This is a genomic window from Nocardia kruczakiae NBRC 101016, assembly GCF_001612965.1.
Classification (GTDB): domain Bacteria; phylum Actinomycetota; class Actinomycetes; order Mycobacteriales; family Mycobacteriaceae; genus Nocardia; species Nocardia kruczakiae.
The window spans coordinates 135,901-155,454 of the sequence record NZ_BDBL01000016.1; the positions used below are offsets into that span (position 1 = coordinate 135,901).

General features: G+C 68.3%; 18 protein-coding genes. 8 read left to right on the forward strand and 10 right to left on the reverse strand.

Annotation, left to right across the window (positions count from 1 at the left end; all coding sequences use genetic code 11):
* The first annotated feature begins 375 nt into the window (after positions 1-375).
* On the forward strand, positions 376-1,941 hold the full coding sequence (gene fadD5 / locus NK1_RS13785; RefSeq protein ID WP_063008905.1) for a fatty-acid--CoA ligase FadD5: 1,566 nt from the start codon (positions 376-378) through the stop codon (positions 1,939-1,941).
* Between the two features lie 123 nt (positions 1,942-2,064).
* On the opposite strand, the gene NK1_RS13790 is transcribed toward fadD5, so the two are convergent.
* The 3 genes from NK1_RS13790 to NK1_RS13800 form a co-directional block, all read right to left on the reverse strand.
* Entirely contained in the window at positions 2,065-4,437 is a 2,373-nt protein-coding gene (locus NK1_RS13790) for a lysylphosphatidylglycerol synthase transmembrane domain-containing protein (RefSeq protein WP_063008906.1), read from the reverse strand.
* A 248-nt stretch (positions 4,438-4,685) separates the two neighbouring features.
* Positions 4,686-5,456: an SDR family NAD(P)-dependent oxidoreductase gene (locus NK1_RS13795; protein ID WP_245660481.1), complete on the reverse strand. Its 771-nt coding sequence runs from the start codon at positions 5,454-5,456 to the stop codon at positions 4,686-4,688.
* Positions 5,443-6,216 carry a 2OG-Fe(II) oxygenase family protein gene (locus NK1_RS13800; RefSeq protein WP_063008908.1) on the reverse strand — a complete coding sequence of 258 codons (774 nt, stop codon included), beginning with the start codon at positions 6,214-6,216 and terminating at the stop codon, positions 5,443-5,445. Before NK1_RS13800 ends, NK1_RS13795 begins: the two co-directional genes overlap by 14 nt.
* A gap of 114 nt (positions 6,217-6,330) precedes the next feature.
* On the opposite strand from NK1_RS13800, the gene NK1_RS13805 reads away from it, so the two are divergent.
* Both NK1_RS13805 and NK1_RS13810 read left to right on the forward strand, forming a co-directional pair.
* Positions 6,331-6,930, forward strand: a complete 600-nt coding sequence (locus NK1_RS13805) for a GDSL-type esterase/lipase family protein (RefSeq protein ID WP_245660482.1) — start codon at positions 6,331-6,333, stop codon at positions 6,928-6,930.
* 109 nt (positions 6,931-7,039) lie between these two features.
* Positions 7,040-7,600, forward strand: coding sequence for a dihydrofolate reductase family protein (locus NK1_RS13810; protein ID WP_063008910.1), 561 nt, complete (start codon positions 7,040-7,042; stop codon positions 7,598-7,600).
* Positions 7,601-7,612: 12 nt separating this feature from the next.
* Here the strand turns inward: NK1_RS13810 and NK1_RS13815 are convergent, their stop codons facing one another.
* From NK1_RS13815 to NK1_RS13825, 3 genes are read right to left on the reverse strand one after another with little or no spacing between them, the layout of a single operon-like run.
* Positions 7,613-7,966, reverse strand: a complete 354-nt coding sequence (locus NK1_RS13815; protein WP_063008911.1) for a VOC family protein — start codon at positions 7,964-7,966, stop codon at positions 7,613-7,615.
* Between the two features lie 29 nt (positions 7,967-7,995).
* The gene (locus tag NK1_RS13820; RefSeq protein WP_063008912.1) at positions 7,996-9,558 is read right to left on the reverse strand and encodes a phytoene desaturase family protein; all 1,563 of its coding nucleotides are present in this window, start codon (positions 9,556-9,558) and stop codon (positions 7,996-7,998) included.
* Between the two features lie 12 nt (positions 9,559-9,570).
* On the reverse strand, positions 9,571-10,242 hold the full coding sequence (locus NK1_RS13825) for a class I SAM-dependent DNA methyltransferase (protein ID WP_063008913.1): 672 nt from the start codon (positions 10,240-10,242) through the stop codon (positions 9,571-9,573).
* Positions 10,243-10,339: 97 nt separating this feature from the next.
* On the opposite strand from NK1_RS13825, the gene NK1_RS13830 reads away from it, so the two are divergent.
* A complete protein-coding gene (locus tag NK1_RS13830) occupies positions 10,340-10,870 on the forward strand; it encodes an NUDIX domain-containing protein (protein WP_063008914.1) in 531 nt (176 codons plus the stop codon).
* An 11-nt stretch (positions 10,871-10,881) separates the two neighbouring features.
* On the opposite strand, the gene NK1_RS13835 is transcribed toward NK1_RS13830, so the two are convergent.
* Together NK1_RS13835 and NK1_RS13840 are read right to left on the reverse strand one after the other, a co-directional pair.
* Positions 10,882-11,556 carry a class I SAM-dependent methyltransferase gene (locus tag NK1_RS13835; protein WP_063008948.1) on the reverse strand — a complete coding sequence of 225 codons (675 nt, stop codon included), beginning with the start codon at positions 11,554-11,556 and terminating at the stop codon, positions 10,882-10,884.
* 26 nt (positions 11,557-11,582) lie between these two features.
* Positions 11,583-12,602: an NAD(P)/FAD-dependent oxidoreductase gene (locus tag NK1_RS13840; protein ID WP_063008949.1), complete on the reverse strand. Its 1,020-nt coding sequence runs from the start codon at positions 12,600-12,602 to the stop codon at positions 11,583-11,585.
* An 81-nt stretch (positions 12,603-12,683) separates the two neighbouring features.
* Here NK1_RS13840 and NK1_RS13845 point away from each other — a divergent pair, with 81 nt between their 5' ends.
* Positions 12,684-13,274, forward strand: a complete 591-nt coding sequence (locus NK1_RS13845; protein ID WP_063008915.1) for a helix-turn-helix domain-containing protein — start codon at positions 12,684-12,686, stop codon at positions 13,272-13,274.
* A gap of 3 nt (positions 13,275-13,277) precedes the next feature.
* Here the strand turns inward: NK1_RS13845 and NK1_RS13850 are convergent, their stop codons facing one another.
* Positions 13,278-14,813, reverse strand: a complete 1,536-nt coding sequence (locus tag NK1_RS13850) for an FAD-binding protein (protein WP_063008950.1) — start codon at positions 14,811-14,813, stop codon at positions 13,278-13,280.
* Between the two features lie 189 nt (positions 14,814-15,002).
* On the opposite strand from NK1_RS13850, the gene NK1_RS13855 reads away from it, so the two are divergent.
* The 3 genes from NK1_RS13855 (at position 15,003) to NK1_RS13865 (ending at position 17,769) form a co-directional block, all read left to right on the forward strand.
* Positions 15,003-16,271, forward strand: a complete 1,269-nt coding sequence (locus NK1_RS13855) for an MFS transporter (RefSeq protein ID WP_063008916.1) — start codon at positions 15,003-15,005, stop codon at positions 16,269-16,271.
* 89 nt (positions 16,272-16,360) lie between these two features.
* Positions 16,361-16,717: an ArsR/SmtB family transcription factor gene (locus tag NK1_RS13860; protein WP_245660483.1), complete on the forward strand. Its 357-nt coding sequence runs from the start codon at positions 16,361-16,363 to the stop codon at positions 16,715-16,717.
* Positions 16,718-16,764: 47 nt separating this feature from the next.
* On the forward strand, positions 16,765-17,769 hold the full coding sequence (locus NK1_RS13865; protein WP_174552719.1) for an LLM class flavin-dependent oxidoreductase: 1,005 nt from the start codon (positions 16,765-16,767) through the stop codon (positions 17,767-17,769).
* A gap of 69 nt (positions 17,770-17,838) precedes the next feature.
* On the opposite strand, the gene NK1_RS13870 is transcribed toward NK1_RS13865, so the two are convergent.
* The gene (locus tag NK1_RS13870; RefSeq protein ID WP_063008918.1) at positions 17,839-19,539 is read right to left on the reverse strand and encodes a cutinase family protein; all 1,701 of its coding nucleotides are present in this window, start codon (positions 19,537-19,539) and stop codon (positions 17,839-17,841) included.
* Between the last annotated feature and the right edge of the window lie 15 nt (positions 19,540-19,554).

Here is a 19,554-nt window from a genome sequence, read left to right on the forward strand (position 1 = left end):
CCCGGCATCTCCGGCACGACTCGATGCCGGTGTGTGCACAGACTGCCGCCCCTCGGGTGCCTGGCCGCGTGCGAGCCGGGCCTGCCCGGATGGGTCGATACTGGCATGGCGACCACGTCTGAGACAACAGGATGTGAGCGGCAGTTTGCCTTGGCGGCCTCGGAGGCCGCAGAACTGACGTCACCCTGCACTCAGATAAAATCCCAGGTTATCGCTATGAGACGGCGCAGTATGGCGAACCTTCTGTGAACCGGGATTCTCGTATGTAACCCTTGTCACGGCAAAAAGTTAGTTGCTATTCTCGCTGTTGGTTCAGCCGTCGACGCCGCCGGGCCATTCGGTGGCGAACTCTGACGGGCCGAGAGGAGTTCCTGCATGACCACCGGTGTCCAGACCGACGAACCGATCCGGTCGCGTCGCAACCACTGGAACAACCAGATCGCCACGCATGCGCTGATGCGCCCGGACGCGGTGGCGATCCGGTTCCGCGGGCAGGACACCACCTGGAAACAGCTGCACGAGCGGTCACTGAAATTCGCCGATGCCCTGGCTCGGCGCGGTGTCGGCTTCGGCGACCGGGTGCTGATCCTGGCGCTCAACTACACCGAGTACCTGGAGGCCGTGTTCGGCATCAACGCGCTGGGCGCGATCGCGGTCCCGGTGAACTTCCGGCTCACCCCGCCCGAGGTCGCCTACATCGTGGCCGATTCGGGGGCCGCGGCGATCGTCACCGACTCGCTGCTGCAGCCGCTGGCCACCGGTGTGATGGCGCAGAGCGAGGCGCTGCGCACCTGCGTCGTCATCGGCGGCACCACCGGCGACGGCGTCATCGGCTACGACGACTTCCTCGCCGAAACCGGCGAACCCCATGTGCCGCAGGACATTCCGGAGGACACTCCGGCGTTGATCATGTACACCTCGGGCACCACCGGCAGCCCCAAGGGCGCGATCCTGTCCTACGCCAACCTGAATGCGCAGGCGCTGACCTGTATTCGGGCGATGAACTCGACTCCCGACAGCATCGGTTTCTGCACCTCGCCGCTGTTCCACATCGCCGGACTGGGCGCTCTCGCGCCGGCGTTCATGCTCGGCTCCAAGACCGTGCTGCATCCGCTCGGCGCGTTCAACGCGACCGAATTCCTCGACGCCATCGAGGCCGAACAGGCCACCACCGCGTTCTGTGTTCCCGCCCAGTGGCAGCTGATCTGTGAGGACCCGACGGTCAAGGAGCGCAAGCTCGCGTTGGAGACGCTGAGCTGGGGTGCGGCGCCGGCGTCGGAAACCGTGCTGCGGGCGATGGCCGAATGCTTCCCGAACGCGCAGAACGTCGCCGTCTTCGGCCAGACCGAGATGTCGCCGATCACCTGCGTGCTCGAGGGTAAGGACGCGCTGCGCAAACTCGGCTCGGTCGGCAAGCCGATCCCGACCATCCAGAGCCGCGTCGTCGACGACGAGATGAACGACGTCGCGCCGGGCGAGATCGGTGAGATCGTCTACCGCGGGCCGACCATGATGCAGGGCTACTGGAACAAGCCGGAGGCGACCGCGGAAGCCTTCGCCGGCGGCTGGTTCCACTCCGGCGACCTGGTTCGCCAGGACGAGGAGGGCTTCGTCTGGGTGGTCGACCGCAAGAAGGACATGATCATCTCCGGCGGCGAGAACATCTACTGTGCCGAAGTGGAGAACGTGCTGTTCGCGCATCCGAAGATCCACGAGGCCGCGGTGGTCGGCCGGGCCCACGAGAAGTGGGGCGAGGTGCCGGTGGCCGTGGTCGCGCTGCTCGACGGCGAAACGCTGACCCTCGAGGAGCTGACCCCGTTCCTCAACGACAACCTCGCGCGATACAAGCATCCGAAGGATCTGGTGATCGTGCCGGAGCTGCCGCGCAACGCCAGCGGCAAGGTCGTGAAGGTGCAATTGCGTAAGGACTACGCGGGCTGACCTTCGGCACCGGCCGAGGAGGGCATGCGCCGCCCGCATACCCGGCCGTGAACGAGCCGCCGAGTCGAGTACTCGGCGGCTCGTTGCCGTATCGGCCCGCCACTCGCCGAAACGGCCTGCGGCTCAGATCATGTCGTGTCTGGTGAGCCAATTCATCAGCGGCCAGCCGCAGAAGACCGGCAACCAGCAGGTCAGTACGCGGTACAGCAGCACCGCCGGCACGCCGATCGCCGCGGGCACACCGAAGGCGGCCAGACCACCGATCAGCGCCGCCTCCACCGCGCCCACACCGCCCGGCGTGGGTGCTGCCGAGGCCAGCGTGCCGCCGATCATCGTCACGACCGTCACGGTCACGAATGTCGTTGCGCCGCCGAAGGCTTCGATGGCGGCCCACAGCGCGCCGGCCGCGCCGAGCGTGGTGGTCGCGCAGCCGCCGACGATCATCAGCAGCCGTTTCGGTTCACGGGCGAGCGTGCGCAGTTCGGCGACTACCTCCGCCAGCTGCGGCCGCACCTCGTTGCGCAGCCAGCGCCGCACCGTCGGGACGAACATGGCCGCACCGACCGCACCCAGCAGACCACCGGCCAGCAGGTACAGCACGGTGGCGCTCGGCACGAAATGTTCCAGGTTCGCCGAGACACCGGCCGCCACACTGAAGACGATCAGCAGCACCACGTGCGTGATCACCTGCACCGCCTGGTTCAGCGCCACCGCCGCGGTCGCCTTCACCGTGCCCAGGCCGCTCTTCTGCAGGAATCGCACACTCAGCGCCAGCCCGCCGACCCCGGCGGGTGTGGTGGTCGCGGCGAAGGTGTTGGCGACCTGCATGCCCAGCAGCTTGCGGAAATTCACCGACGTTCCGGCGCACCCCCACAGCGCCATCGCCGCGCCCACGTAGGTGGCGGCCGAAATCGTCAGCCCCAGCAGCGCCCACCACCAGTTCGCGGTGCGCAGTTCGGTGAAGAAGGTCGGCACCTGGCTGATGAACGGGTAGGCCACGTACACCAGCGCGATGAGCAGCACCAGCTGCACGATCTGGTTGCGCGAGTACCGGGTGATCCGCGCGGCCTCGATCCGATCCTTACCGGTCTGCTGAAGTACTTGAGCGCGGACGGTTTTCATCAGTCCGCCGCTGTCGGGCACCGATTTGCGGACCTGCGCGCCGATCCCGTTCTTGGTGAGCCGCCGGGACGCGTCGAGCACCGCCTGTTCCCCGAGCACGTGAATGGCGGTCGCCACCACGGTCTGCGCCCCGAACAGCGAGCTCGTGGTGAGCAGCAACTGCGCGATATCGGCGGAGAAGCGGGAGTCGAAGGCGCCGAATTCCGCGGCCATGAAGCCGCCGAACAGCACCCGCCCCTCGGCGATGCGGATTTCCTCGACCCGCAGATCGCCATGGGTGATCTGGGCCCGATGCATGTTCTGCAGCGACCGCCAGACATTGGTCAGCACCACCTCGCTGTCGGTGGCGGCCAGCTGCCGGCCCCGGGGCGCGGTGTGCGCGTACAGGGTCCAGCCGCGGCTCAGGGCGGCCACCGTCAGCGGTTTGTTGCTGGCCAGGCCCAGGTCGCCGAGCGCGATACCCATCAGTGCGCGGTGTTCGACCGCGCGCCGCATCGAGGCGAAGGCGGGGGTGCGCTCACTGCTGCGGAAGGTCAGCCAGCGCCGCATCTGCCGCAACATGCCCCAGCTGCGCTGATTCTGTCCGTACATCTCCATGATCAGCTGGCGATGCGGCCCGGTGTCGGCGCTCAACAACAGGGGCCCCGGCCCGGCCGGACGCAGCACGGTGAAGCCGGTGACGGTGTATCCGCGTCCGGCCAGTACCCGCACGGCGGCCTCGAGCGGCACCTCCAACGCGGGAGTGCCGACGACCAGCACGATCACCGCGCCGACGAACCAGCCCACGGCCAGCCCGAACATCGCCCGCGAGGGCACCACCAGACTGACGAACAGATGCAGCGGCACGAACGCGATCAGCAACGCCCACCACCAGCGCCGCCACGAGACCGGCAGCCACGGGCTGGCCACGGTCAAGCCGGCGGCCAGCATCGCGATCCAGCGCGGATCGTCGAGAAACTGCGACAGGAAGGTGTCGAGCTGCCGTGGCACCGCAAGGTGCCACTGCGGCGCCGAGATCCCGGATTCGGTGATCGACAGCGCCAGCACCGCGATCAGACCCGCCGCCACGTAACCGCTGAGCAGTTTCCACTGCATCCGGAAGACCAGGCGGACCAGGATCGCGAAGGGCAACGCCAGGATCGCGATGCCGTAGAGCAGATAGACCAGATTGGACTGTTCGGGCGTGAGGAAACCGACGATATCGGAGACCGATCGCTCCAGGGCCTCCCAGCGCGGCCGGGTGACGAGCGATCCGGCGACCACCACCGCCACCAGCAGGGCGGACAGCACCACGCGAATGATGTCGCTGGTCCGCCTGATCCGCGGCTGCAGCAGACTGCCGGAGACGGGGATCTCCCGCCCGTCTACTCGCATGTCGTATCGAAACTTTCGGATCGAGGGAGCTGCGTCGGTCCCAGGGTCGGCTCGGGTGTGAGTATGCAGGAGGCCCTCCGAGCGCCCGTCGGCAACACGCCGTTCCCCGGGTTCGCGCAGGTGGGCGTGCGCGTACTCCACACGAGCCGATCGGACTCGGGCGAATGCTCCGCGTCCGGATCTCCGCTCGCTCGCGCCGGGACCACCGCGCGAGCGCCCGGGTCTTCGCGGACCGGCAGGGCGCAGCGTCACCCCGGCGGTCCCGGACTGACCGTGACGGGTTCGGGTGCGTCGGTGTCGCCGACGCTGAAGACGCCGCCGGTCATGGTGCCGGTATCGAGTTCGGTGATCGCGGCCGCGACCAGTTCGGTCGGCACCAGCGCGGGAAAGGAGTTGGGGGCGACGGCATTCGCGCGGACCCCGAATTCGGCGAATTCCTCGGCGATATGCCTGGTCAAATGGTCGAGCGCGGCCTTGGTCGCGGAGTAGACGGCCTGTCCCCCGGAATAGACCCGGGAACCGGACAAGCTCGAGACGTTGACGATATTGCGATTACGCGCCCGATTCTCGTCCCCGCGATGCAACCAGCAGCGTTGCGCGAGCCGCGTCGCCAGTCGCAGCGGCACCTCGACGTTCATCGCGAACTGCGGTGCGAGCGCGTTCAGGGCGGTGTCGCCGTCGACCAGCCCGTTCGGCTGTAGGTCCAGATGCGCCGCGTTGTTGACCAGCAGGTCGACCGCGCCGAACTTCGCCAGTGCCAGATCCACCACGCGTTCGGCCTCGCCCTCACGGGTCAGATCGGCGCGCACGACGAAGATGCGGGAGTCGTTCTCCGGAACCGGCTGCCACGGCTCCAGCGGATCGATGAACCATTCCTCCTGCGAGGGCGCGGCCGGAACCCGATTGCGGCAGACCGCCACGATGTCGTAGTTCCGGTAGTACGCGCGGCAGAACGCATCGCCCAATCGCCCACCCGCCCCGGTGAGCAGGCACACTCGACGGGCGTCACCAGTGGACAATGCGATCCCCTCCCCAGCGGCTCGCCGCCTGCTCCTTCGGCCGATGCAACCACATCACCACGCTGTTGCGGGCCGCGGTGTTCGCGCCGAGGAAGGTGTGCCAGGAGCGCGGCGTGCATTCGAATACGACCATCGAATTGTCCAGTGGCGGAACCACCACCGTCGGCGCCGGGTCCGCGGTGCCGATATCGGCGAACAGTCCCGTCTCGCCGCCGTCGCCCGGCTGCCATTGGCCGTTGCCGAGGTAGAACAGCACCGCGACGGCGCGCACCATCTCGCGGGCCGGCACCCCGGCGGGCCGGGCGCCGGACTTCAGATCGATATCGTCGGCCGGCAGACCGACCGCCTCCGGGCCCGGTTCCGCACCCGGGAACCAGGCCGGGGTGAGGTCGTGGTGCGGCCAGCCGCGCGAACTCCCCGGCGGATGATGGTGCAGGGAGCCCTCCACATCTCCGCTGGCCGAGACGCCCGCGACCCGTTCGATCAGGTCGTGCCAGGCGCGCGACAGGAAGACCTCGAGCGGGCCGTTGCGCATCCGGGTCAGGCTCGCGCCGGAGGCGCCGTATCCCGCGGCGACCGGACCGAACAGCTCCGGGCGCTCGGTGCGCACCCGGTCGAATTCGGTCGCGAGCCGCTGATAGAACTCGGCGACGAAGACGTCACGAACGTAGACGTGGGGGAAGGGGCGGGTGCGGCGAATCCATCGCCGATGTGCCAGCAGATCGATGAACCAGCGCGGCAACGGCGCCTCGGACAACATACAAGCTCCCTCCCGGACTACCCCGCCGATCTTATTGCCTTCCCGGTACAGCGCCGAGTTCGTCCCGGTTTGTGCAACCATCTCCCGGTGGTGCGTGACGTTCGGGTCTGTTTCGTGGGGGATTCTCTGGTTGCGGGACTGGGAGATCCGCAGTGCCTCGGCTGGGCCGGCCGCCTCGCCGGCCGTGCGACAGCGGCCGGAATACCGCTGACCTATTACAACCTCGGGGTGCGCCGCCAGACCTCCTCCGATATCGCCGCCCGCTGGGAAGCCGAATGCGGGCAGCGATTATCCGGCGAGGTCGACGCGCGAGTCGTCTTCTCCTTCGGCGTCAACGACACGCTCTGGGAGAACGAGGCGATCCGGGTGCCGGCCGAGGAGTCCGCGGCCAATCTCCGCCGCATGCTGCGCCGCTGTGCCGAACTCGACTGGACTGTCCTGGTGGTCGCGCCGCCGCCCTGTATCGACGACGAACAGAACACGCGCACCATCGAATTGGATGATCGTTTCACCGACATGTGCGCCCGCGAACACGTTCAGTACCTTCGCGTTCACCAACCGCTGCGCCACAACGACATCTGGATGCGCGAACTGCGCGACGGTGACGGCTACCATCCCGGCGCGCCGGGCTACGAGCAGCTGGCCGCGATGATCGGCCCGCACTGGCTGCAATGGCTGACCGAACCACGCACTCGCCTGCCGACGGTGAGCTGATTCGCGGTTTGTCCGCACCGATCAATTAGCGTTGTTCGTTCCGTCTTCATGGTTCGAACGCATCGGCCGACCGGACCGGTGACAGGTTGGGAAGAGGAGCAGGTCAATCATGGGGAAGATCGTTGTCGCCGAATTCGTTTCGCTGGACGGATTCATCCAGGATCCGCTGTGGACCGCGCCGTTCTGGTGCGACGGCATCGCGAACTACAAATCCGGTGAGCTGGAGGCTGCCGACGCCTTGCTGCTGGGTCGCACCACGTATCAGATGTTCGCCGCGTCCTGGCCGGACCACCCGGAGGAGGGTGCGTACAAGGACAAGATGAACAGCATGCCCAAGTATGTGGCGACCGATTCGCTGCGCGATCTGGAGTGGAACGCTCAGCGAATCGAGGGCGATCTCGCCGCCGGCATCGCGAAGCTGCGGACCGAGCAGAATCTGCTCGTCTTCGGCAGCGCCTCGCTGGTGAAGTACCTGCGCGAACACGAACTGGTCGATGAGTACCGCCTGGTCGTCTACCCTGTCCTGCTGGGCAGCGGGCTGCGACTGTTCGAGGCCGTGGAGCCCGAAGCCACTCTCGCCCTCGCCGACTCCGAGGTGCTCGACAACGGCGTCGTCCTGAGCACCTACCGGGTCACCACCGCTTCGGTGGTGCGACCGAGCTTCGGCTGACCGGTCCGCGATTCACTCGCGGTGGCGGACGATATTCAGCACGTTGCCGTCCGGAGCGCGAACCAGGAACCGGCGAACTCCCCACGGTTCGGTGGTCAGCGGATGGACGATCTCGTAGCCGAGCCGCCGCGCCTCCGCATAGGCGGCGTCGACGTCGTCCACCAGCACCGATGCGACGGAGTCGGCGGGCGCGGCCGCGTCCTGGGTGACGAGCTGGATGTCGGCGCCGCTGTCCGGCGAGGTGTATCGGGCGACCCAGCCCATGTTGAACTCCTCGGTGCTCAGACCGAGGAAATCGGTGTAGAAGCCGCGGGCGGCCTCGATATCGGCCACTCGAAGATTGGTGATGACGCGATGGGTGCGCATGCGGTCCTCCTGTCCGCCGGGTGGTGATGCTAGTCCGATGTCGGGGTGGCGCGGCCCGTGATCTCCAGGACCGCCATGGCCGCGTTGTGGCCGCCGATTCCGCTCACTCCACCGCCGCGGACCGCGCCGGCGCCGCACAGGAAAATGTTGCGATGGCCCGTGCGGACGCCCCAGCGAGCCGCGGGTGAGGCATCGTCGTCGGTGCGATACGGGAAATCCAAGTCGCCGTGGAAGATATGGCCGCGCGGCAGGCCCAGTTCGGCTTCCAGCTCCAGCGGCGTTCGGGCTTCGATACACGGCTCGCCGTTCGCATCCGCGGCGAGACAGCCGGAAATCGGCTCGGCCAGTACGGAATCCAGCTCACGCAGTGTCGACTCGAGCAGCTCGTCGCGGGAGCCGTGCTCGAAAAGCGTTGCCGGAGTGTGCAAGCCGAACAGGGTCAGCGTATGCATGCCGCGTTCGGCGGCGTCGGAACTCAGAATCGACGGGTCCGTCAACGTATGGCAGTAGATTTCCGACGGCGGGGCGCTCGGGAAGCGCCCGGCGGCCGCCTCGCGATATGCCTGTTCGAGATGGCCGTATCCCTCCGCGATATGGAATGTGCCTGCAAACGCCTCGCGCGGATCGATATCGGTGCGCAGGCGGGGAAGCCGGCGCAGCAGCATATTCACCTTGAACTGACTGCCCTCGGGCATCGCGTCGCCCGGCTCACCCATCAGCCGTGCGAGGGTTGCCGGCGCCGCGTTGACCAGGACGTGGCGGGCGTCGGCCAGACCGGATTCGTCCGGCGTCTCGAACCGCACCTGTGCTGTGTCGCCGTCGGTGTCGATACCGGTCACCGTGCACGAGGTGCGCAGGTGCGCGCCTGCCCGCCGGGCCGCATCGGCGAGGGCATCGGTAAGCGCTCCCATCCCGCCGACCGGAACGTTCCACTCGCCGGTCCCGTTGCCGATCACGTGGTAGAGGAAGCAGCGATTCTGCCGCAGCTCCGGATCGTGCGCGTGCGTGAACGTGCCGATCAGCGCATCGGTGAAGACCACCCCGCGCACCGTGTCGTCACGGAATCGCGCCTCGACGGTTTCACCCAGCGGCCGCTCGAACAGCATCTCCCAGGTATCCGGATCATCGAGCGCCCGCTGCAGTCCGGCACGGGTGGGCAGCGGCCGCAGCATCGTGGGGAAGATCCGCTGCGCGGCCCGCGTGGTCGTCGCGTAGAACTGTTGCCACGCTCGGAAATCCGCATCGGATCCGGTGACCCGGCGGAAGCTCTCGCGAGTTCGTCCGGCATCGGCGGTATCGACGAGCAGTCCGGTGTCGCCGACCGGCGTGTACGACGAGATCCGCCGCTCGCGGGTCCGGAACCGCAGTTCCAGATCCCGGACGATCCGGTCGGGAAGCAGGCTCACCAGATACGAATAGCGCGACAGGCGCGCATCGATCCCGGCGAACACCCGTTCCGAAACCGCCGCGCCGCCGGTGTGGTCCTGCCGCTCGAGCACCAGCACCGACAGTCCGGTGCGCGCCAGATACGCCGCGGCCACCAGCCCGTTGTGCCCGCCGCCGACGATGACGACGTCATAGGAGTCGCGCATCAGCCCTGGATATCACGAATCCGCGCGACCCGCGTCCGATCCGGCAGGTGTCGCGGACTTGCGAACCAGCAGATATCCGTGCGGACACCGCTCGTCGGGCTCCGGCGCGCGCACCATCCGGACCACCGGGACGAACCCGTGCGGGCACAGCATCTCCGCCAGCCCCTCGGGTGACCACCGCACCACCGGCGCCACCTTGTGGTCGTAGGGTTGCCGGTCCGCGCCGTCGTCGGCGGCCTGAAACGCCAGCATCAGATAGCCGTCCGCTGCCAATGCCCGCGCGAATTCCGCGAACAGATCCGGCAATTGCTCCGGCGCCATATGAATGATGCTGTACCAGGCCACGATTGCGCCGAGACCGCCGTCGGCGACATCCAGCTGCTCCATCGACCGATGCTCGAATCGCAGGTTCGGATGAACCTCGCGGGCCATCCGGATCATTTCCGCCGACGCGTCGAGGCCGAAGGTGTTCAGTCCCAACGCATTCAGATGTCCGGTGATCCGGCCCGGTCCGCATCCCAGATCCGCCACCGGCCCGCGGTCCTCGGCCAGCACCAACTCCGCGAACAATCCCAGCATCGCCCGATCGACCGGTGCGTTCACCATCGCATCCCGGAAGAGGCCGGTATAGAGCTCCGCCACCTCGTCGTACGCCGCCGCCACCGCCTCGGAATTCGCACTCACTCCGGCAGCCTACCGACGCCGATCCCCGGCCGCCGCACGGTTTCGGCGCGTAGGGTCGCGGCATGGCCACCTCGACGCAGCACCGGGAGGCGGACGGATGAGGACGCTCACCTCCCGCATCGTGTATCGCAATCCCTGGATCGAGGTCCGCGAGGACAGTATTCGCCGCGCCGACGGCTCCACCGGCATCTACGGCGTGGTGCACCGCGCCGAATTCGCCGTGGTGGTGCCGCTGGAGGGCGATCGGCTGCATTTGGTGGAACAGTTCAGATATCCACTGGGACAACGGTGTTGGGAGTTCCCGGCGGGTGCGCTGCCGGGCGGCGAGTCCGGCGACCCGGTGGAGATCGCCCGCCGGGAACTGCGCGAGGAGACCGGCCTGCGCGCCGCCGACCTGACCCACCTCGGCATCCTCGACGCCGCCCCGGCCACACTCGCCCAGCGCGGCCACGCCTATCTGGCGACCGGCCTCACCGCGGGCGAACCCGACCGTGAACCCGAGGAACAGGACATGCGCTCGCGGTGGTTCGACCGCGGCACCGTCGAACGGATGATCCGCACCGGCGAAATCACCGACTCGCAGACCATCGCCGCCTACGGCCTGCTCCTGCTCCACGAGCGCCGCTGATTCGGCAGCACTCAACGTCTCCGGGCGCGGAACACACTGTCCTGCATGGTGATCGATTCGCCGCTCGGACGAACGACGGACCGCGTCCGGCTCTCGGCCAACCGGATATCCCAGCGATCCGGCGCCAATCCGGCGGCGATCTGTTCGGCCGTGACGTGCACATGGGCAGCGGAGGTGTGCGCGGCCGACTCGTGGTCGCCGGGGGCGTGGCCGACGATGAACAGCGTGCCGCCCGGTGCCACTGCGGCGGCCAGGCGCTCGAACAGGGCGTCGTTCGAATCGACCGGATGCACGTAGCAGGCGCAGACCAGGTCGAAACGGTCGACGCCCGCGTCCCACTCCGTCAGATCCGCTGCGTGCCAGACGATCCGGTCGGCGACGTCGTGACCGGCCCGATCGGCCTTCTCCCGCCCGCGCGCGACGGCCGCCGCCGCGATGTCGACGGCGGTGACGTGCCAGCCGCGTTCGGCCAGCCAGATCGCCTCCGCCCCCTCGCCGCAGCCGGCGTCCAGGGCCGTGCCGGGCGGCAGGCCGGCGAGTTCGCCGGTGAGGTGGGGATTGGGTTCGCTCGCGGAGGCCGAACCGGCACCGTGATAGCGCTGTTCCCAATAGTGCCGGTCGAATTCACGTCCGCCGGAGCTGTGCTCGTGATGTGCGTGCCCGCCCGTCGTATCACTGCCGTTCATGTCGACTCCTTCGCCGGGGTGCGAGTTCACAGGCCGTGCCGCCGATCGCCGAGGACGCGCTCGGTCAGGGCGCTCTCATCGTCGGCGGAGAATCCGCGCCGGTGGCGCTCCACGGCCCGGCGGGTCTCCTCCTCCACCAGGTCGGCATTGATCTGTGCGGCCGCGAAGGCGCCCGCGGCGGCCGCCGCACCCACCTGCGCGCTCAGGTCGGTGACATTGCCCGCTGCCCATACGCCCGGAACGTCGGTGCGGCCCATCGCGTCCGTCGGAATGTATTCGCCTGCGCCCGAAGGATGTTCGACGGGTTCGAGTCCGAGTTTGCGAAGGGTTTCGCTCCGCGCGACCATGCGCGGGCCGACGGTGATCACCTCGCGCGCCACCACCGTCCCATCGGCGAGCCGCACGCCGGTGATGTGGCCGCCGGCGATCTCCAATGCCGCCACCTCCCCCGTGACGACCGCGATGCCGCGCGCGGCCAGTTTCTCCGCCGCTTCGGCGCCGGGTGCGTCCGTGGTGTGGGTGAACAGGACGAGATCGTCGGTCCACTGCCGGAACAGCAACGCACCGTGAACGGACATCGGACCGTTGGCGATCACGCCGATCCTGCGGTCGCGCACCTCCCAGCCGTGGCAGTAGGGGCAGTGCACGACATCGCGACCCCAGCGTTCCCGCAGGCCCGCGACATCCGGGAGCTCGTCGATCAATCCGGTGGTCACCAGTAGCCGGCGCGCTCGCACGCTCCGCCCGTCGGCGAGTTCGAGCTGGAATTCGCCGTTCTCGCGGATCGCGCCGGTGATCTCACCCGACACGATGTGCCCGCCGTAGCCGCGCACCTCGGTGCGGCCGCGGGCGAGCAGTTCCGCCGGTGGCATCCCCTCCCGGCCGAGCAGTCCGTGCACCCCGTCGGCCGGGGCGTTGCGGGGCGCGCCGGCGTCGACCACCGCCACCGATCGGCGGGCCCGCGCCAGCATCAACGCGCCGTTCAACCCGGCCGCCCCACCGCCGACGATCACCACGTCGTAATTGCTGTTCAGCTCATCGGTCATCATGACCACCTCCTGGCGACCACCGTGCCCGACAGACCTCAAAACTGGCAAACATCTTTGCTGAAATGGCAAACTGGGGTCATGGACGACCACCTGGACCGCGCGCTCGACGCCGTGGGCCCACGGCTGCGCGCGCTGCGACAACAACGCCGGACCACGCTCGCCGACCTGTCCGCGACGACCGGTATCTCGGTGAGCACCCTGTCCCGGCTGGAATCGGGCGCCCGCAAACCGACCCTCGAACTGCTGCTACCCCTGGCCCGAGCGCACGGCGTCACCCTCGACGAACTCGTCGACGCCCCGCCCACCGGCGATCCGCGTATCCATCTGCGGCCGATCACCCGCCACGGTATGACCATGCTGCCGCTGACCCGGCGCGCGGGCGGCATTCAGGCCTACAAGATGGTGATCCACCCCGAGAACCGCCGCGGTGAACCCGATCCGCAGACCCACGAGGGCTACGAGTGGCTGTACGTCCTCAACGGCCGCCTCCGCCTGATCCTCGGTGAACACGACCTGGTGCTGTCTCCCGGTGAGGCGGCCGAATTCGATACCCGGGTCCCGCACTGGTTCGGCCCGGCCGACGAACGGTCCGTCGAATTCCTCAGTCTGTTCGGCAAACAGGGCGAGCGCGCCCATGTGCGGGCCCGCCCCGGAACCAGCGGGAACTGACGGTCAGCGTCCGGCCATATCCAGCGCGGCCAGATGGCTGAACAGCACCGACGCTCCGATCGGATTGCCGCCGCCGGGATAGACGGTCCCGCTCACCGCGGCCATGGTGTTGCCCGCGGCGTACAACCCGGGAATCGGTGTGCCGGATTCGTTCAGCACCCGCGCGGCCGTATCGGTGCGCAACCCGCCCTTGGTGCCCAGATCGGAGATGCCGAAGGCCGCGGCGTGGAAAGGTCCCTTCCGAAGCGGCACCAGCGGCGACTTGCCCTCGGAGAAGGCGCGGTCGTAGGCCTCGTCGCCACGGCCGAAATCCTCGTCGACGCCGCGGTCGGCGAAGTTGTTGAACCGGCCCACGGTCTCCACCAGCGCCTGCGCCGGAATACCGATCTTCTCGGCGAGTTCGTCCAGCGTCGCCGCACTGTGCCGCAGCCCCGCGCACACGTACTCCTCGTGGTCGACCATCGGGACGTTGCTGGCCTGCACCGGTGGCACCGGGCCGGCACTGTCGTCGTAGATCATCCAGAACGGCAGTGTCATCGCCCCCTCGTCCAGGCGCGTGATGATGTCGCGGCCCAGCCGGTCGTAGGGGGCGGATTCGTTGACGAAACGCTGCCCCGCCCGGTCGACGAAGATGCCTCCGGTGAACCACAGCGCGAAGGCCGCACGGCCGTCGGGATGGATCATTCCCGGCGACCACCACGCCTGATCCATCAGATCGGTATCGGCGCCGACCGCCATCCCGGCCTCGTGCGCCTTGCCCTGATTCCCCCACGGCCCCATGGTGTCGCGAGCCTCGCCGGGCACGCCGAAGCGCCGGCGCAGCTCGTCGTTGCCTTCGAAACCGCCGGCCGCCAGCAGAACTCCCTTGCGGGCCCGGATCGCGACCCGCGTGCCCGCACGTTCCACGATCGCGCCGACCACCGCGCCGTCCTCGGTGACCAGTTCGACGAGCGGGGTGTTCAGCTGCAACGAGACGTCGGGAAATTTCGACAGCGCGAGCAGGAACCGCCCGACCAGGGCGCGGCCGCCGATCAGATATTTCGGCTGCGGCTCGCCCAGCCGGTCGGTGCCCAGCGGTCCGCGTACGGCGGTGGCCAGGTCCCCGAGAGTCGCGGCGGGCAACGGTGCGGGAACGATATGCCGCTTACCGTCGGTGCGAGCCTTGGGCGCCGCCCCGAAATAATCCGGCCACGGGAACATCTGGAATTCGAAACTGTCGTCGCTCTCCAGGTATTCGATCACCCGGGCGCCGTTGTGGATATAGGTCTCCTGCAGGTCGGCGGGCGTCCGATCGCCTACGACCGCGCGGAAATAGGTGAGCGCGTCCTCGAAGGTGTCGTCCACCCCGGCCCGTTGCAGCACCGGATTGCACGGAAACCACACTCCGCCGCCGCCGGAATACGAGGTGGTGCCGCCGAATTTCTCGGTCGCCTCCACCACGGCCACCGAAAGTCCCTCCCGCGCCGCGGTATAGGCGCCGGCCAAGCCGCCACCCGAACCCGCGACCAGTACATCGACTTCTTCGTTCCAGTCCGTCACCGCACACTCCCAGCACTCGTCTGTGCTCACGGTAAGCGTTCGGCGCCCACGCGTCACCGAAGATCCCGATGGGCAGGAACGTCGTGGTCACAGCCGCCGATCCGTGCCACCGCGATACAACCGGCGGTTGTGGCGGAGTGCGTGTCGGTTGTTTGCGCGGCGCCCGCACCGATTGCTTCGATCACCTCGATGACGAATCGTTCGCTGGGCACCTCGTTCACCCGGCTCTGGACCGCCTACGCGGTGAGCACCTTCGGCACCTGCCTGGCCCTGGATGCCTTACCGCTGATCGCGATCCGCGTGCTGCACGCCGAACCGGGTGCGGTCTCCGCCTTGGCCGCCGCCGGATTGGCGGTCGGCGTCGTGCTCGCCGTCCCGCTCGGTCCCTGGGTCGAGTACCGCCCGAAGCGTCCGGTGATGGTCGCGACGGATCTGCTGCGGTTCGCTGCCATGCTGAGTATTCCGCTCGCCTTCGCCTGCGGTGTGCTCGGCTACGCGCAACTGCTGATCGTCTCGGTCGTGATGGCCGCGGCCGATATCGCCTTCCGCGCGGCGAGTGGCGCCTACCTGAAAAGTATTGTCCCGCAGAAGGATCTGCTCGTCGCCAACGGCAGATTCGAATCGACCACCTGGACCGCGACCGCATTGGGACCGCCGCTGGGCGGCACCGCGATCGGTCTGTTCGGCCCGGTCACGACCGTCCTCGCGGATGCGTGCAGTTATCTGCTGTCCGCCGCGGCGCTCGGCTCGATCCGCGCCGGCGAACCACAGCCGGATCGCGGGAGGGTCGCGCGCACCCGCGCCGCCGATCTGTTCGCGGGCTGGCGCTGTCTGCTCACACATCCGGTGCTGCGACCGCTGTTTCTCAACTCGGTCGCGGTGAACGGGTTGATCATGGCGACCGCGCCGGTCGTGGCCGTGCTGATGCTCGGCCGCCTCGGCTTTCCAGCCTGGCAGTACGGGTTGGCGTTCGGAATCCCCTGCCTGGCGGGCCTGCTGGGCTCCCGGCTGTCGTCCCGGCTGGTGCGGCGGTACGGGCAACGCCGGATCATCCTGGTCGCGGGCAGTCTGCGGGCCTGCTGGCCGATCGGATTGGCGGGTATCACCGCGGGTCTCGGGGGCCTGATACTGGTGATCGTCGTCGAGGCCGGCCTCATCGCGAGCATCGGGATCTTCAATCCGGTGATGGCCACCTCCCGCCTGCGGCACACCGAATCCGGATCGGTCGCACGCGTGCTGACCGCGTGGTCGATCACCGGTAAGGCCACCACCGCGATACTCACCGCGCTCTGGGGTGTGCTGGCCCAACTCGCGGGCCCGCGCACCGCACTCGCCGTGGCGGGCGTGTTGTTGCTGGCCACGCCTCTGTTGCTGTTCCGAGGCGGATACACCGACGTGGACAGGGCGGCGGAACCGTCGCAGTCGCCGGCGGCACCGGAGCCACTGCGACAGGGGTGATCAGCGACCCGAGTGACCAGCGACACAGTGCCGTGCCGCCCGTCGGCGCCTAAATTCGTTAATTAGCGAAATGCCGAAGGATGGTGGATGTGCGCGACAGCGGATCGGTTCGCGTGGAAGACCTCGCCGAGCTGAACGAGGCCGAATGCGAGATGCTCGAGGAATGCAAGGCCCTGGCCAACCGGACCAGGCTGCAGATCCTGCACTGGCTCAAGGAGCCGCACGCGAATTTCGCTGAGCTGGAACCGGATTCGGCCGAACTCGGCGTCTGTGTCGGACTGATCCAGCGGCGGGCCGGAACGTCGGCCTCGACCATCTCGGCCCATCTGGCGGTACTGCAGCGCGCGGGATTCCTCATCGCCACCCGGCGCGGGCAGTGGACCTACTACCGCCGCGACGAGGCCCGCATCCGGCACTTCACCGACCGACTACACCGCGTGCTCTGATCCGCGCACTCCGAATACGAAAGGCAGCGACCATGCCTACCGCGACTGTGCCCACCGCCCTGTCCATCCTCGACCTGGCGTCGGTGGCCCCCGGCGCGACCGCCCGCGAGAGCTTCGCCAACAGCGTCGCCCTCGCCCAGGCCGCCGAGCGCAGCGGATATCGGCGTGTCTGGTACGCCGAACACCACAACATGCGCTCCATCGCGTCGAGCGCCACCAGTGTGCTCATCGGCCACGTCGCCGAACACACCGAGACCATCCGGCTCGGCGCGGGCGGCATCATGCTGCCCAACCATTCCCCGCTGGTCATCGCCGAACAGTTCGGCACCCTGGAAACGCTGTTCCCCGGCCGCATCGATCTCGGCCTCGGCCGCGCGCCCGGCAGCGATCAGAAGACGATGCTCGCCCTGCGCCGCGATCCGCACTCGGCCGACTCGTTCCCGCAGGACGTCCTCGAACTACAGGGATATCTGAGCGGGCAGTCGCGCATCCCCGGTGTACAGGCGGTGCCGCGCGCGGAAGGCGTTGTGCCGCTCTACATTCTGGGTTCCTCGCTGTTCGGCGCACAGCTCGCGGCGCATCTCGGCCTGCCGTACGCCTTCGCCTCGCACTTCGCGCCGGATGCGTTCCACCAGGCGGTCGAGGTCTACCGCGAGAAGTTCCAGGCCTCCGAGCAGCTCGCCGAACCGTATGTGATGGCCGGCATCAACGTCTTCGCCGCCGAGACGCACGACGAGGCGATCGAGCAGAAGACCGTCTCCTACCGTGCCCGCGCCCGCATGATGATCTCCCGCGGCGCCGGCACGGCGACCTTCACCGACGAGGAGATCGACGCCTTCCTCGCCTCGCCCAACGGTGCCCAGCTGGCCTCGATGACGCGCTACACCGCCGCCGGCACTCCGGACGAAGTACGCGACCACCTCGACGAATTCGCCACCTCGATCGGCGCCGACGAGCTGATCCTCGTCCACCACGCCACCGATATCGCCGACCGGGTCCGATCCGTCGAACTGACCGCGGCCGCGATGCGCGCCGAGCGAGCGGCCAACTGAAACGGCCGGGCCCGTCGCTACGGGCCCGGCCGCTGCCGGCTCACCTGCGGTGACTACCGCCGCGCTCGCCTACTTCGTGGCCGTCGTGGTCGGTGCCGCCGACGTGGTGGTCGGCTGCGTCGTCGTCGGCTGGGTGGTCGTCGGCTGGGTGGTCGTCGGTGCCGTGGTCTCGACCGGGGCCGCGACCTGGGTGCGAGCCGGCGGTTCTGCCGGTGCGACGGTCGTGGTCGTGGTGGCCGGGGCCGGCGTCGTGGTGGTCGGCGCCGTGCCGGTGGTCGTCGGTGTCTCGGTCGTCGTCGCCGGCGGGGTGGTGGTGGCCGGCGGGGTGGTGGTGGCCGCGGGGCTCGTCGTGGTGGCCGCCTTGGCGTCGGCCGCCTTGCTGTCCTGGACGGTCTTGTACGCCGCCTGGACGTCGGCCTGGGTCGGCTGCGACTTGGTGTCGACCTGCTGGCCCGCCTGCGCCTGCTGCGCCAGGTGGGTGAGCCACGCCGCCGCGTATTCGGCCGAGGTCATCGGCTTGCCGTTCGCGGCATCGGAGTCGCGCCAGTAGTCGAAGTGGTGGCCGGTGCCGTTGGGCCCCAGGGTCAGCTGGTACGGATCACTCATGATCACCGGGATGGTGTTCTGGTTGGTCACGATCAGGCCGATGATCTCGTTGAGAACCTTCTGCGGCAGATACGCCAGCGGCGCCATCTGCTCGGTCGAAATCGACTGTGCCGGAGCGGGTGCGGGCGGATTGTCGCCCGGCTTGTAGCCCGGTTCCGAGACCTTCAGCAGCACCTGCAGGAAGGTCTCGTTACTGGCCATCCAATTCGGCTGCGACGCGATGTAGGAGAAGGCGTTCATCGCGATCCGGCCGAGTGTGACCGCCACATCCTGACCCGTCGCGGGCGTCAGTCCCTCGTTCTGCAAGTTGTCGACGTTCAATTGCCGGCCCACGTTGGCGGCCAGCTGCAGCAGCGAAATGTTCTGCGGCGCAGCGCAAGTGAGGTCGCCCTCGGAGCAGAACGAGGCAACCTTGCCGTTCAGCGCGCCGAAGTCGCCGGCCTGGTCCGGCAGAGCGCCCTGTCCGGAGATCGGCTTGTTGCCGTTCTGGTAGTTCTGACCGAAGCCGTCGGGATGGTTCGGGTCCTGGGCGCCGGGGAATGGGCCGTCACCCGCGGTGCGGCCGGCATCGGCCAGAATCACCACGCCCAGAACGTTTTTCGGGTCGACGACATCGTATTTGCCGTCGGCGCCGGGCTCGTCGTGGCCGATTCCCATGGCCACGCGGCGCGCGACGTCGGCGCCTTCGCTGTAACCGACGATGGAGAACTTGGTGTCGGGGCAGGCCTGCGCGATGTCGTGCATGACCTTCTCGGCATTGGCCACACCGGTGTCGACGGCCTGCTCGTAGGTGCTCATGTTGGCCGGATACGCGATGTACACCGCGGCGTAGGAACCCGGATCCACCTTGTCGGCGGGTGCGTTCACCACCGGATCGACCCAGTGGCTGCTGTAGTCACCCGACAGCGCCGCCGGCAGCGCGTTGCCGTTCGCGTCGACCAGCATGGCCGTCTTGTTCGGGTCCGGGCTGTCGTTGCGACCGGCCACCGAGATGGTCACCATGTCATGACATTCGGTGACCGACGAGGTGAGCCGCGTATCGCGGGTCTCGGGCGTCGCCATCAGCCCCCACGAGGCCGCGACGATGGCCGCCACCCCCAAAACTGCTGGTCCGGCGGCCGCGGAGGCTATGCGGTGCCGTTTGATGAACTCGCGAAGAGCCATGTCCTGATCCCCAAT

What these genes read in the sequence shown, in the direction of transcription:
- fadD5 (WP_063008905.1), top strand. Translation starts at nt 376, where the DNA reads ATGACCACCGGTGTCCAGACCGACGAACCGATCCGGTCGCGTCGCAAC.
- NK1_RS13790 (WP_063008906.1), bottom strand. Translation starts at nt 4,437, where the DNA reads ATGCGAGTAGACGGGCGGGAGATCCCCGTCTCCGGCAGTCTGCTGCAG.
- NK1_RS13800 (WP_063008908.1), bottom strand. Translation starts at nt 6,216, where the DNA reads ATGTTGTCCGAGGCGCCGTTGCCGCGCTGGTTCATCGATCTGCTGGCA.
- NK1_RS13810 (WP_063008910.1), top strand. Translation starts at nt 7,040, where the DNA reads ATGGGGAAGATCGTTGTCGCCGAATTCGTTTCGCTGGACGGATTCATC.
- NK1_RS13815 (WP_063008911.1), bottom strand. Translation starts at nt 7,966, where the DNA reads ATGCGCACCCATCGCGTCATCACCAATCTTCGAGTGGCCGATATCGAG.
- NK1_RS13820 (WP_063008912.1), bottom strand. Translation starts at nt 9,558, where the DNA reads ATGCGCGACTCCTATGACGTCGTCATCGTCGGCGGCGGGCACAACGGG.
- NK1_RS13830 (WP_063008914.1), top strand. Translation starts at nt 10,340, where the DNA reads ATGAGGACGCTCACCTCCCGCATCGTGTATCGCAATCCCTGGATCGAG.
- NK1_RS13835 (WP_063008948.1), bottom strand. Translation starts at nt 11,556, where the DNA reads ATGAACGGCAGTGATACGACGGGCGGGCACGCACATCACGAGCACAGC.
- NK1_RS13840 (WP_063008949.1), bottom strand. Translation starts at nt 12,602, where the DNA reads ATGACCGATGAGCTGAACAGCAATTACGACGTGGTGATCGTCGGCGGT.
- NK1_RS13845 (WP_063008915.1), top strand. Translation starts at nt 12,684, where the DNA reads ATGGACGACCACCTGGACCGCGCGCTCGACGCCGTGGGCCCACGGCTG.
- NK1_RS13855 (WP_063008916.1), top strand. Translation starts at nt 15,003, where the DNA reads ATGACGAATCGTTCGCTGGGCACCTCGTTCACCCGGCTCTGGACCGCC.
- NK1_RS13870 (WP_063008918.1), bottom strand. Translation starts at nt 19,539, where the DNA reads ATGGCTCTTCGCGAGTTCATCAAACGGCACCGCATAGCCTCCGCGGCC.